This window comes from Actinosynnema sp. NPDC023587 (assembly GCF_040640215.1).
Lineage (GTDB): Bacteria > Actinomycetota > Actinomycetes > Mycobacteriales > Pseudonocardiaceae > Actinosynnema.
Genome location: NZ_JBFABG010000007.1, coordinates 39,097 through 52,036 on the forward strand (window position 1 = coordinate 39,097; position 12,940 = coordinate 52,036).

The 12,940-nt window shown below is 73.1% G+C and carries 13 protein-coding genes; all 13 read right to left on the reverse strand.

Going from position 1 to position 12,940, the window contains the following annotated elements; translation table 11 throughout:
* Nucleotides 1-55: 55 nt before the first annotated feature.
* The 13 genes from AB0G01_RS19935 to AB0G01_RS19995 all read right to left on the reverse strand — a co-directional run bounded on the left by AB0G01_RS19935 (nt 56) and on the right by AB0G01_RS19995 (nt 12,899).
* On the reverse strand, nt 56-1,201 hold the full coding sequence (locus AB0G01_RS19935) for a zinc-ribbon domain-containing protein (RefSeq protein ID WP_360947481.1): 1,146 nt from the start codon (nt 1,199-1,201) through the stop codon (nt 56-58).
* Nucleotides 1,198-1,743, reverse strand: a complete 546-nt coding sequence (locus tag AB0G01_RS19940) for a phage tail protein (protein WP_360947483.1) — start codon at nt 1,741-1,743, stop codon at nt 1,198-1,200. The genes AB0G01_RS19935 and AB0G01_RS19940 overlap by 4 nt, the downstream gene beginning before the upstream one ends.
* The gene (locus AB0G01_RS19945; protein ID WP_360947485.1) at nt 1,740-3,680 is read right to left on the reverse strand and encodes a putative baseplate assembly protein; all 1,941 of its coding nucleotides are present in this window, start codon (nt 3,678-3,680) and stop codon (nt 1,740-1,742) included. Before AB0G01_RS19945 ends, AB0G01_RS19940 begins: the two co-directional genes overlap by 4 nt.
* A complete protein-coding gene (locus tag AB0G01_RS19950; RefSeq protein ID WP_360947487.1) occupies nt 3,680-4,090 on the reverse strand; it encodes a GPW/gp25 family protein in 411 nt (136 codons plus the stop codon). Before AB0G01_RS19950 ends, AB0G01_RS19945 begins: the two co-directional genes overlap by 1 nt.
* Nucleotides 4,087-4,404: a PAAR domain-containing protein gene (locus AB0G01_RS19955; protein ID WP_360947489.1), complete on the reverse strand. Its 318-nt coding sequence runs from the start codon at nt 4,402-4,404 to the stop codon at nt 4,087-4,089. The genes AB0G01_RS19950 and AB0G01_RS19955 overlap by 4 nt, the downstream gene beginning before the upstream one ends.
* A 27-nt stretch (nt 4,405-4,431) precedes the next feature.
* Nucleotides 4,432-6,114: a VgrG-related protein gene (locus AB0G01_RS19960; protein ID WP_360947491.1), complete on the reverse strand. Its 1,683-nt coding sequence runs from the start codon at nt 6,112-6,114 to the stop codon at nt 4,432-4,434.
* Between the two features lie 37 nt (nt 6,115-6,151).
* A complete protein-coding gene (locus AB0G01_RS19965) occupies nt 6,152-6,880 on the reverse strand; it encodes a peptidase M23 (protein WP_360947493.1) in 729 nt (242 codons plus the stop codon).
* A gap of 19 nt (nt 6,881-6,899) precedes the next feature.
* The gene (locus AB0G01_RS19970; RefSeq protein ID WP_360947495.1) at nt 6,900-7,325 is read right to left on the reverse strand and encodes a phage tail protein; all 426 of its coding nucleotides are present in this window, start codon (nt 7,323-7,325) and stop codon (nt 6,900-6,902) included.
* Nucleotides 7,326-7,344: 19 nt separating this feature from the next.
* On the reverse strand, nt 7,345-7,869 hold the full coding sequence (locus tag AB0G01_RS19975) for a hypothetical protein (RefSeq protein WP_360947497.1): 525 nt from the start codon (nt 7,867-7,869) through the stop codon (nt 7,345-7,347).
* Nucleotides 7,870-10,266: 2,397 nt separating this feature from the next.
* Nucleotides 10,267-10,425, reverse strand: coding sequence for a DUF6760 family protein (locus AB0G01_RS19980; protein WP_360947499.1), 159 nt, complete (start codon nt 10,423-10,425; stop codon nt 10,267-10,269).
* A complete protein-coding gene (locus AB0G01_RS19985; protein WP_360947501.1) occupies nt 10,422-10,883 on the reverse strand; it encodes a hypothetical protein in 462 nt (153 codons plus the stop codon). Before AB0G01_RS19985 ends, AB0G01_RS19980 begins: the two co-directional genes overlap by 4 nt.
* The gene (locus AB0G01_RS19990; protein WP_360947503.1) at nt 10,880-11,320 is read right to left on the reverse strand and encodes a phage tail protein; all 441 of its coding nucleotides are present in this window, start codon (nt 11,318-11,320) and stop codon (nt 10,880-10,882) included. Before AB0G01_RS19990 ends, AB0G01_RS19985 begins: the two co-directional genes overlap by 4 nt.
* Before the next feature lie 46 nt (nt 11,321-11,366).
* Entirely contained in the window at nt 11,367-12,899 is a 1,533-nt protein-coding gene (locus AB0G01_RS19995; protein WP_360947505.1) for a phage tail sheath family protein, read from the reverse strand.
* Nucleotides 12,900-12,940 lie beyond the last annotated feature (41 nt).

Genomic DNA, 12,940 nt, shown 5'->3' on the forward strand with positions numbered 1-12,940 from the left:
AGTGATCAGCGACGTGTCCCGGAACACCATCCGGGACGCCGCTCTGGGACGCCGCTCAGGGACGCCTGAAGAACTCGACCTCGCCGAGCGCGACGTGCCCGCCCCCGGTCAGCCCGGTCGCGGCGCGCACGGTCAGGCGGACCCGCACCACGTCGCCGATGCCGGTGTCGGTGCGCTGCGGGCCCGGCTTGTCGGCCAGGTTCACGGTCAGGGAGCGGGTGCCGCCGTCGGCGGTGGTGACGACCACGTCCAGCACCGCCGGCCGGGCTTGCGCGGCGAACCCCTCCGCCTCGGCCGACGCGCCCGCGTGCACCACCAGCGACAGCAGCCGGAACGGGGCGGCGAAGGTGAAGTCCATCCGGTCGCCGACCGCCGGCGCGCCCCAGTAGCGGTTGGACAAACCGTCGGCGGCGGCGGTGGCCGGGTGGCCGGGGACCTCGGCGCTCGCGGTGACGCCCGTGGGCGCGAGGGGAGCCGGGGTCGCGAGCCGGTCGCGCAGGTCTTCCCACAGTTCGAGCGCCTTGGGGTGGAAGAGCCACGCGGCGACGACGAGGGCGACGACCACCAGCAGCGCGGCCAGCCGGCGCAGCCACCGCGACCGGTCCCCGCGCCACCGCCACTTCCGGCGGCGGGCGGCCGGGCCGGCGGTCTCCCGGAGACCCAGCGGGGTGGCGCAGTGGCGGCAGAACCGCCGGCCCGGTGGGTTGGTGGTGCCGCAGGCCGGGCACGGCGGCCCGGCCACCGCGACGTCGGCGGCCGTGGTCGGCAGCGGTCGCTTCGCATCCGGTCGACCCGGCAGCACGGGCCCGAGGTACTCCGAAGCCCGCTGATCGCGCACCGCACCGGCCGGCCCGTCGCCGGCACGCGTCGGCGCACCGCCGGGAACACCTGCCGGCGCACCTGGTGCACCGCCCGGCACAGCACCCGCACCGCCTGCGGCACGTGTCGGTGCGCTGTCGGGTGCGCTGTCGGGTGCGCTGTCGGGTGCGCTGTCGGGTGCGCTGTCGGGTGCGCCGGGCGGCGCATCGCCGGTGCCGGCGGCCGGCGCGCTCCCCCGTGGACCGGTGGGCGGCTCCGACGGCACGGCCGCCGGCGCGGAGCGGTCGCGCGCGCCCCAGCCCAGGTAGTTGCCGCAGTTGCCGCAGAAGTCGTCGGACTCCCCGACCGCCGCACCGCACTGCGGGCACGACCGGGCGGTCACGGCTCGTCCCCGGGCAGCACCTCCACGGTGCACCGCACGTGCACCGGGCACACCGAGGACACCAGCGCCTCCACCGACGCCCGGTCCACCCCACCGGTCGACCGCACCCGCACCACCACCTCGTCCGCCCGTTCGCCGGGCAGGTCGGTGTCCGAGGTGGTCGACCAGGCGGCCCCCGGACCGTCGAGCACCTCGACCCGCACGCCCAGCGACACCTCCAGCAACGCGGCCAGGCCGTGCGCGGTGCCGCGCCGGCGGTGCAGCTCCACGGCCCGGCGCACCACCTCGCGGCGACGCGCGGCCGGCCACGCCGGGTCCAGGTCCGCCGCCACCCAGGACGACAGCCAGGCCAGGAAGTCCTCCGGCGCGAACGCCGGGTCGAGGTACGCCGCCTGGTTGTCCAAAGTGGACAGAATCGCCGACAGCACGGCGTCCAACCCGGCGGTGAAGCGCTGGGCGAGGTCGTCGACGGTGTAGAGCCCCGGCAGCATCGCGCCGAGCGGGTGCGTGCTCGGCAGCTCCGGGAGCGCGGCCCGGCTCACCGCGCACCCACCGCGACCTGGTGCTGGTGCGAGAACACCAGCGCGTTCGACGCCAGTTCCAGGTCCTCCACCGGCGCGCCGCGCACGCCGGTGAGCGGGTTGGCCGGGAACAGCCGGACCTCCTCCACCGACGCCACGCCCGCGACCCGTTGCAGCACCGCGAAAACCTCCCCGTACCGGACCGGTCGGCCGAACTCCCAGCCGGTGCCGTCGGGTCCGCCGCGCAGCGGGTTGAGGTACCGGTACAGCGCGTCCAGCGCCGCCTGGTGCACGAGACCGCCCTCCGCCGACGCCGTGACCAGCCGGGCCACCACCGTGATCCCCTGGTAGCGCGGCGGTTCCACGACCAGGCGCGCGCCCAGCAGGCGGCGTTCGTCGAGCCGCCCGGCCACCGCCGCCAGCACCTCCTCGGACGGCATGAGCTGCTCGATGCGCAGCCGGTCGCCCTCGTCGGCGACGGCGTCGGGCACCAGCAGCACCCGCGCACCGCCCACCTCGCCAACCACCGGCAGGCAGCGCACCCTGGCCAGCGACGGCACGGCCTGCCGGGCGATCAGCTCGTGGTCCCGGGCGGTGACCGCGCGGTCCCACACCCGCAACTGGTGCGGCACCCGGACCTTGGCCTCGTCCACCGTCTCGGCGTCCGCGCCGCCGCCCGCCGCCTCCCGGTTCTCCACGCCCGAGACGTACGGCTCCGAGCTGCGCAGCACCGAGATCGCGCCGCGCGCCACGTTGCCCGCCCGCCCGCCGCCGGTCCGGTAGCGCGGCACCAGGACCACCGCGCCCTTGGCGGGCACCGCGCCGTAGCGGCGCAGCGACCCGTCGGCCTCCCGCACGGCGGGCGCGAACCGGACCTCGCCGGCGGTCGCGTCGAGCACCACGTGCCGGTCGTCGGGCCCGGAGGAGCCGAAGTCCTCCACCACCGCCCAGTCGTCCCAGCCGACGCCGTCCGACACCCGCACCACCACCGGCCGGCCGTCGGTGAGCACCGGGGCGGTGGGCAGCCGGAAGCACTGGCCGGGCACGCCCGCCGACTCGCCGAGCACGGCGTCGTCCTCGACCTCGGCGTGCTCCACGGCCGTGGTGCCGCCGATGGTGAACGCCTCGGCCTCGCGGACGGTCGGCGACTCGCTGTAGAACGGCTGGCCGGGCAGCGGCTCGGTCACCCGGCAGCGCAGCCAGCCGGCCCGGTGGCCCGCTACCACGGACGCGGTGTGCCCGGCGGGGACGTGCAGCACGACCTCGCCGGGCCGGTTGAGGCCGCCGGTGGTGTCCTCGTCGGTGGCGCACCCGACCCAGTCGCGGCCGTCCCACGCCTCCCACACCAGCGGCGGCTGGCGCGGGTCGACGCCGACGCCCTCGACCTGGCTGTCCATCCGCAGCACCACCGCGCACCTCGGCACGGCCGTGGACAGCCCGAACAGGGTGGCGTCGCCGACCTCCGGCGGGGTGTGGAAGCACGCCACGTTCTTGCCCGACTCCAGGTCCCTGGTGCGGTCCACGTAGTCGCCACGCGCGGACGCGGTCACCAGCCGGGCCAACGACGACGGCACCACCGGCAGGTCTTCACCGGTGGCGAACACGACCGGCTCGTCGGTGTCACCGCCACCGGTGGCGACCTCGGTCCCGGCGGGCAGCAGGACGGTGTCCGGCTGCGGCGCGGACAGCCAGAACGTCACGTCGGCCCTGGCGGCGGTGGGCGGGAACAGCCGCACCCCCAGCAGGTCCAGGAACGCCAGGTAGTTCTTCTCCGGCACCCGGTTGAGCCGGTAGACGAGCTGGTCGACCATGTGCGCGAACGTCTCGATGAGGGTCACGCCGGGATCGGACACGTTGTGGTCCGTCCACTCCGGACAGCTCTGCCGGACGTACCGCTTGGCCTCGTCGACCAACTGCTGGAAGCGGCGGTCGTCCAGGTCGGGCGAGGGCAGCACCATCAGCTTCCACCGCCTTCCTCGGACGGGATCGTGTAGAACGGGAACACCAGGTTGCGCTGGTCGTTGGTGGCGCGGACGGTGTAGTGCACGTCGATGTAGAGCGTGCCGAGCTCGACGGCGTCGAACGCCACCACGACGTCGGTCGTCTCGATGCGCGGCTCCCACCGGTCCAGCGCGACGCGCACCTCACGGGCGATGTCGCCGGCCGTGGCGTGGTCCGCCGACGCGAACACGTGCTCGTGGATGCCGCAGCCGAACTCGGGGCGCATCGGGCGCTCGCCGGGCGCGGTGCCCAGGATCAGCCGGATCGCCTGCTGGATCTCCGGATCGCGCTCGACCATCCCGATCCCGCCGGTGGCCCCGACCCGCAGCGGGAAGCCCCAGCCCCGGCCGATGAAGTCGGCGCTCACCGCAGGCCCCCGATCAGCACGGTCTTCGCGCCCAGCACGACGGTGGCCTGGCAGACCGCGCGGTCCCCCACGACGGCCGCCGGCGCGCCGCCGATGAACACCGTCGGCGGCGGCGCGGGCCTGGGCAGCAGCACGTTCGACGGTCCCAGCAGCGGGTCGGGCACCTTGGGGCAGGTGTGCACGCTGCCGACGACCGCGGCGGGCACGCCTTCGATGAGCACGGTGACGACCGCGGCGGCCAGGCGCGGTGACACCGGGGGTGCCAGCGAACCGCCGTGCGAGGTCTTGTCCCCGGTCCGGGCAGCGAAGGGCATGACGACTCTCCTCGGGTAGTGGTGCGCTCAGTTGAGCTGGATGAAGCGGCCCTTGACCCGGACCACGCCGGTGCGGGCGTCGAGGGTGATGCCCGTGCCGTCGAGCACCAGCGAGCTCAGGACGCCGCGCCCGCCCGGTCCGCGCACGGTGAGCTCCAACCGGCCCCGGCGCTCGTCCACCTCGACCGCCAGCCGCTTGTCGCCGCTGGCCAACCGGACGCCGGAGGTGCGGGGCCCGTCCAGCAGCTCCAGCCGGTTGCCCTTGCGGGAGACCAGCGAGCGGCGGTTGACCTTGCCGCTGCGGCGGTCCACCAGCGGCTGGTCGTGCGGCGAGGGCGCGTCGACGCCGTTGTAGAGCCCGCCGATCACGTAGGGCCGGTCCAGGCTGCCCTGCTCGAAGCCCACCAGCACCTCGTCGTTGACGTCCGGGCTGAACACCCCGCCGCCGCCGACGCCGCCGAGCTGGACGGTGCGCACCCAGTCGGTGACGTACTTGCCGTCCAGCCACGGGAAGGTCAGCTTGACCCAGCCGCGCTGGCCGCCCTCCTCCTTGATGTCGGCGACGATCGCCGTCGCCAGCCCCGGCATCCGGGCCGGTGCCGGGTCGCCGGCGACCAGCCCGGCCAGCGAGCGGTCCGGCGTGGCGCTGACCACGACCGTGGTCCGGAAGCCCCGGTCGGGCTCCAGGACGTGGGTCACGCCCGTCGGGGTGTACCGGCCGGTGAACTTGCCCGCGTTGCCCAGGGCGATCGGCACGCCGGCGCGCAGCTTCGGGTTGCCCTCGGCGACCGCTTCGAACTCGACGAAGCCCGCGCTGATCGACGCCTCCAGGGAGCGCGCCGCGGACTCGGCCTCGGCCTGCGTCGCGTACGGGACGTCGGTCACCAGGGTCCGGTTCCTCGTCCGGAACGCCTTGGCCGCCACGGACGCCCGCAGACCGGGGACGGTGGTCGTGCTGGGCTTGTTCTCGCGGGTCGCGACCAGCGGCTTCTTGCGGGCCATGTCCCAGCCCCGCACCTGCACGCCGGCGGCCTGCTCGGCGCTGCTCAGCGCGGCCCGCAGCACCAGCAGGTTGCGGCCGAACTCCAGCACCAGCGGGTTGACCGCGGCGGAGGTCGTGGGCGGCGGTGCCCCGGCGGCGGGCCGGAGCTTGGTGAACTCCAGCCGCCCCCGGGCGTCGACCCGGACGACCGCGCCGTGCTCGCGGGCCAGCGTCTGGAGGAAGTCCCAGTCGGACACGCCGGGCTGGCTCAGGTGCTTGTAGGTGATCCGCGACGCCTCGACCTTGCCGACGGCCAGGCCCGCGTTCTTCGCGACCTTGGCCACGACGGCGGCGGCCGTCATGTTCTGGAACGCCTCCACCCGACGCCCCCGGAACAGCCGGTGCGCCTTGCTCATCGCCCGGACCACGGTGTACGCGCCGGTGCCGTCCACGACCATCTCCAGTGCGGTGACCTCGCCGCTGAACAACGACTCGCGACCTCGGGTGCCCGCCGACGCCACCGAGATCCGCAGCGGCGAGCCGATGGTGATCCCGGTCTTGGTCAGCAGTTCCCGGTCACCGTCGCGGTAGGTCAGCACGGCGGTGTCGGGCAGGCCGACGTTCTCGTCCACCACGCAACTGACCAGCTCGTCGTCCCACATCCCGTCCACCGGGCGGTTCGCGACGACCACCGGCGAGGCGGCGAACGAGCGGCCCCCGCCCTTCACCGGTGCCCCCGGCGGGGGGCGGGGCAGCGGGACAGCGTCATCGGAGCTCCTCCGGTTCCTGGTCGACGCCCGGGATGCCGGGCAGCAGCAGTTCCACGCCGGGTGCCAGCGCCAGCGGGTCGTCGATCCCGTTCGCCTCGGCGATCACCCGCCACACGCCGGGGTCGCCGTACTCCCGGAACGCGAGCTGCGGCAGGCTGTCGCCGGCGACCACGCGGTGCGCGCGGCGAACCTCGTGCGACCCGGAAGTCGGGTTTTGGCGCGGTGTGTCGACACCCGCCTCCTCGATCGACAGCGAGCAGGTCGCGCGCAGCGGTCGGCCGTCCACGTCGAACAGCGAGTAGTCGACCGACAGGCCGGACAGCACGCCGTCGAAGGAGACCGATTTCGCGGTGCCCCACTCGAAGCGGACCCACGGGCTGGCGGGTTTCTTCTTGCCGATGCTCTTCTTGGTGGGCACGCAGGCCACCATCAGCTTCTCCACGCCCGTCTCGACGGAGTTGTCGTGGGTGGCGGTCGCGTCGAGGAAGACCTCCACGCTGAGCGTGCGGGGTCCGCTGCCGACGAACTCGGGCAGCGAGGCCTGGCCCGCCATCCGCGAGGGTTGGCGACGCCACTCCACGGACTTCTGGAGCGCGAGCGTGCCGGGGTTGAACTGGAACGCGACGGTGGACAGCTTCGCCCCCGGCTTCGCGCCGAGCTCCGCGGGCGGTTCCATGATCACCAGACGCGCCTTGACCAGGCTCGCCCCGGGTTTGCGTGCCACGACGTGGTCTCCCTCCGGGTCAGGACGCCTCAAGCCCCTCGTGGGAGAACTCCAGGGTCTCCACGGCGGCTTGGGACTGGCTCGGGTCGAAGGACGGGCCCTGCCACCGGATCGGGAGGACGCCCAGCACCTGCCAGCGCACGATCGGCGTCAGGTCGGGGGCCAGCGCGACGATCTCGCCGTCCTTGCGCCGGGCCCGCTGGACGACCTCGCCGAACCACTTGAGCACCTTGGCCGAGTCGGCGGTGACCGGCCGGGTCATGGTGATGTTGGACCAGGTGATCCGCGACGGGAGCTGCCAGGTGAACCCGTTGTTGCCGCCCTCGGCGTACTGCTCCACCTCGACCTGCGCGCCCAGGCCCTCGCAGGTGTGGAAGGAGCCCAGGTCGTTGCCCGCCACGGACAGGTGGAAGAAGACGCTGCTGGCGAAGACGTCGTCGGTCATCGGTGTTTCTCCTGTCGGGTCAGCGGCGTCGGTCGTGCAACCAGCCGGACCGCTCCCGGCCGCTGCGCAGCTCGGCGCGCAGCATCCGGGCGATCGGCTCGATCAGCTTGTGGGCCAGGCTGTCCACCTCGGCAGGCTTGAGGTCCGCGATCAACTGCCGCGCGGACTCCGCACCGCCGGCGGAACCGCCCGAACCGCCGCGCTCCCGGCCGTTCGGGGACGGCACGGGACCGCGCGATCCGGGAGCCCGGGTGTCCCGGGAAGTCCCGCCGGCCGGGGTGGCCGGGGTGGTCGTGGCGTGACTTGAGGCGGGATCGGTGGTGGGGCGGGACGGGGGATCGGGCGCGGTGGTGCTCGATGAACTCGCGTGGGCGGCGTCGCGGGCAGGCCCCAGCCGCTGCACGGTCGGGTTCAGGCCGGCCCGCTGCACGGTCGGGTTCGAAACGGCCCGCTGCACGGTCGGGTTGGTGAGGCTGAAGCCCTGCGGTACAGAGGGTTGCGCGTTCTGCCCGCCCGCTCGGTCCGGCACGACGGCCCGGCTCACCGGAAGCACCCCACCGCTGTGCCGCCCGAGTCCACTGCTCGGCGTCGGCACCACGATGTTGTGCGGTGCCACCCCGCTGCTTCGCCTCGACGTGCCGGTGCCCTGCGGTGCCGATTGCGCGGGCCTGAAAACCGGTGGGGCCGAAGGCATTGCGGCCTGGAGTGCGCTGCGGCCCAGCCCTGGCGCTATGTCCTGCCGCACGACAGGCCGCGCCGAACCACTCGCCGTCGGCGCGGTTCTTGTAGCGGTGTTTCTCGTCGGGGTGTTTCTCGTCGGTGCGCTTGTGGTTGGTGTGCTTGTCGTTGGTGCGCCTGTCGTTGGAGTGCGCTGGATCGCGTGGTCCGTCGCACGGGACGCGGTACCTCCTCGGGCAGGTGCGGGGGTCTCCGACTCGTGCCGGGCAGACGACCATCGCGGCCGGACCACCGGACGTGACCGTGGAGCGGCCGGTGCGTTCTCCTCCACGCGCAGCCGGGGAGCCAGCGGCCGGTTTCCCAGCGGCGGCACCATGTCCCTGATCTTGAGCGAACCGGTGGACGGTGCGGTGGCAGACGAGCTAGGCGGATTCGCCGGTGCGTCCCTGGTCCTCTCATGGCTGTGCGGCAGAGGCGCAGTGGCGAGGTGCCACTTCGGCGAGAGTCGGACCACGGGGACCGCCCGTTGCACCACAGGTGTTGTGACGCCCGCACTGCGCTGGGCGGCTGCCGGTTCGATGGCTTTGCTCGGGGCGACAACAGGTCCGGATTTCGCGGTAGCGGGTACAGCGGCGAGTTGAGGACCGAGCCTTGCCCGACCGGGTCCAGGACTAGGAGCAGGGCCAGGACTAGGGACAGGAGCAGGAGTCGGCCGGTCGCGCAGCGGCACGGCGTTGACGGGCATCCGTTGCAGCGGCGCGCCCAGCATCGGCGCACCCAGCGTAGGTGCAGAGCGCTTCGGTGTAGTGGGATTCGGTGTAGTGGGATTCGGTGTAGTGGGATTTGTTGCGTGCGGCGTTTTGGCTGGCTGCGGCGCGGAAGCCACTCCGGTAGCCGAAAGACGCTGGACGGCGGGCTTTTCCGCCCGATCGGCCGTGATCACACCCCTCGTGGCGATCACGGTGTCGGACGCCCCCGCACTCCCGACCGTGGCAGGCGAACCGGTCTCGACTACCGGAACCCGCCGGACCGGGAGGGTCGGACGGACCGACGTCGTCAAGGGTGGCCCCAGCGGCACGAGCTGGACCGGCAACGAACCACCTGCCGACGCACGCCCTCCGCTCGCGCCACTGACCGCTGCACGCGTGGCGGGTATCGCCTGCGGACCGAGAACGGGCGCGGACGCGCTTCGTGAGCCGGCGGGTGCGGCGGGCGCGGCGGGTGGAGCGGGTGTGGCGGCAACCTCCGGGGGTGTCGGGGCAGCGGCACCTTCCGGTTTTCCCGCCACCACAGACCTCGACACCGGCAATGGGGAATCCCCGCCCGAGCTCTGAGGCCCACGCGCCGGAGCTGCTCGCACCACAGGTGCCGCCGGAACTGCCGGCACCGCAGGCACGACTGGCATCACAGGCACCGCCGGCGTCACAGGCATGGCAGGCACAGCAGGCACGGCCGAATCCGCCGGGGTCGCCGATTCCGCCGGAACCGCAGGCTCTACCGAGGTCGGTGATCCGGTCGGCACCACCGGCTTGGAGTCGGGTCGTGACGGCGGTACGCCCGGCTTCTCCCCCGTTGGACCGGCCGACTTCCGCTGGACGACGGATCGGGCCACCGCCAGGGCGGGACGGGACCGGGCGGAACGCGACCTCGCCGCATCCGCCCGGCCGGTTGCCTCCACCGCGCCGGTCACCTTCGCGTCGGCCACTTCTGCCGTCCCGGCCACCTTCGCCGCGCCGGCCACCTGCGCCGCGCCGGCTACTTCCGCCGCGCCGGTCAACTGCGCCGTTACCACCGGTCCCGCCGTGCGCGCACTTCCTGCCGGTCCTGCCGGTCCCGCCTGGCCGGCCGGTTTCACCGGCTGCGCCGACTGCGCCGATTGCGCCGGTCCCTCCGGAGCCGGGCCGTCACCCCACCACGACACCACCGGCAGGACTCCACCGGTGAGCGGGTAGCCGGGGCGCGCGGCGCGTTGCACCGCTACCCCGTGCATCACCCCCGCCGGGGCCGTCGGGCTGAGCGCGTGTCCCAGGCCGGTGCCGAAGGTGTGGTCCTGCCACGAGGTCAGCCCGTCCCGGAACCGCACGCCGTCGCCGACCGTCCCGCCGTCCTGCCTGATCACGCCCGCCGGCGGCGGCACCGCGCGCCAGCCGCCGTCCCACGCCGGGCGTTCGACGGCACCGCCCGACGGCTCGGCCGGGTCGACCGCCCGCGCCACGGGCGGACCGGCCGACCGTCCTCGCAACCTGTCCCACCAGCGCACGGTTCACCTCCCCTCGTTGACCCTCGTGTTGATCCGCGCGATCTCGTCCACCCAGCGCCGGCGCTCGTGGTGCTCCAGGTCGAGGATCTCCTCGCGCGGCCAGTGGAAGTGGTAGGCCACGTACGCGACCTCCTCCAGCAGCCGTTCGGCCGCGTACGTCACGATTCCCCCAGGCGACCACCGGCGAGGTCCACCTCGAACGCCGTGCCGCACGACGGGCAGGAGACCCCGGCCCGGGTGTGGCCCTCGCTGTTGACCCGCCGGTAGAAGTCCTGGAGGAACGCGATGTCGGTCGCGTACATCTGCTCCACCACGCCGGGGTGGATCTCCGTGACGGTGCCCAGTTCCGTGATCACCTGGCTGAGCAGCACGACGCTGAGGTAGCCCGGGTTCTCCTTGACCCGCAGGTCGATCTGCGGGCGCAGCTCGTCGCGCGCGGTGGCCAGGCGCATCCTGCCGTTGCGGTGCACGACGCCGGCGGGGTCGACGTACCCGCGCGGCAGTTCGAAGTCGAACACCGTGTGCAGCGCACCGGACGGCGTCTCCGGGCCGCGTTCGGGTTTGCGGCTCTCGTCGACCAGCTCGTCGAGCTGGTCGAGGGCGATCGTCCGACGCCTCATTCGACCGTGATCTCCTCGAACACGAGGGTCACCTTCTCAGTCGCGGCGGTGGACTCGCCGGCCTTGAGCGACGGGCCCTCCCACTTGCTGGCCCACGCGTTGGTCAACTGCATCCGCCGGACCGTGTTGCCCTCGGAGTCCTTGACCTCGATGGTGACGTTCTGCCGGGCGGCGGTGACCGCGCCCTTCTCCAGCGTCTCCTTGAGCCACTTGGTGAACTCGGAGCTCTGGTCGAGACCCCGGGTGAGGGTGACCTCGCCGCCCTTCTGGGCCCCGGGCTGCTTGCGGATCAGCGGTTTGCCGGTGGAGGTGACCTGGAAGACGTCGACCACGTCCTCCTCCACGCTCAGCCCGCTGATCTCCTGGAGGGACTCGACCATGAAACCGCCGAGCTGCACGCCGAAGATGTGCGTGGAGAGAGCATCGCCTTCTGCCATGGCTGTGGACGCCTTTCTGGTTCCCGTGCCCCGGTGGGGCGGTGGCTCATTCGCTGACCAGGCTCGTGCTGTCGGAGAACTGCGACAGGCGGAAGACCACGAACTCGGCGGGCTTCACCGGTGCCACGCCGATCTCGCACACCACCTGGCCCAGGTCGATGGACTCCTGCGGGTTGTTCTCCCGGTCGCACTTGACGTAGAACGCCTCGGCCGGGGTGCGCCCGAACAGCGCGCCCTGCCGCCACTGCTCGGTGAGGAACGCGGTGATGTTGCGCCGGATGCTGGACCACAGCCGGTCGTCGTTGGGCTCGAAGACGACCCACTGGGTGCCGAGGAGGATGGACTCCTCCAGGTAGTTGAACAGCCGGCGCACGTTGAGGTAGCGCCAGGCCGGGTCGGAGGACAGCGTGCGGGCTCCCCAGATCCGGATGCCGCGACCGGGGAAGGCGCGCACGCAGTTGACGCCGATCGGGTTCAACAGGTCCTGCTCGCTCTTGCTCAGCGCGGTCTCCAGGTCGACCGCGCCCCGGATCACCTCGTTGGCCGGTGCCTTGTGCACGCCGCGCTCGACGTCGCTGCGCGCCCACACGCCCGCGATGTGACCGGACGGCGGCACCATGATGTTGCGCCCGGCCGCCGGGTCGAACACCTTGATCCACGGGTAGTACAGGGTGGCGTAGCGGGAGTCGTAGCCGGCCTCGTCCTGCCGCCACCCGCGCACCCGCTGCGCGGACAGGCCGGGCGGGGTGTCCAGCACGGCGACGCGGTCGCCCATCTGCTCGCAGTGCGAGATCATGGCCAGTTGGACGGTTTTGACGCCTTCGAGGTCGAGCATGCCGCGCTGGTAGGCGGCCATCAGGTCGGGGGCGGCGACCATGGTGATCTCGTCGACGCTCTCCAGGCCGCCGAACCCGGTGCGGGCCTCCGGGTCGCCCAGGTACTCCTGCGCGTCGACCACGGTGGGCAGCGCCCCGTCGTCCGCCGTCGCGGCGGCGGTGGGCAGCGACACGGTCTGCTTGTCCGGTCGGGCGAGCGCGCCGCTGGGCTGCTCGGTGATCCCGATCAGCTTGGAGCGCTCGGAGACCTGGGTGGCGACGTAGTTCTTGGCGTTCTTCCGGGTGGAGACGTCGTAGCTCTCCACGACCCGACCGCCCTGGCGGACCAGCAGCTTGAACCGGTCGTCGGCCGGGTTCTCGCCGTCGGCGTCGGCCACCTCGACGGTGACCTCGCCGTCCGCGCCGGGCAGCGCGGCGATCCGCAGTCCGCCGAGCTGCACCGGGGTCGGCGCGGGCACGGGGGTTTCCGCTCCCTCCGGCGGACCTCCGACGCGCACCACGTACGCCGCGCCGCCGCCGTTGGCGAAGTAGCCGTAGACCGCGTGCGGCAGGTATGCGCCTTCGGTGAAGCCGCCGAAGTTCTGCACGTACTGGTTCCAGTTCGCGACCAGGGTCGCCCGGTGGAACGGGCCCCGTTCGCTGAAGCCGATGAAGGCGGCCACGGCGGTGCCGACGCCCTCGATGGGCCGCGCCCCGGACTGGACCTCCTCCACGTACACGCCGGGTGAGAGGTACTGCGGCATGGTCACTCCTGTCTGGTGTGCGCTGATCCGCTTCCGTGGCA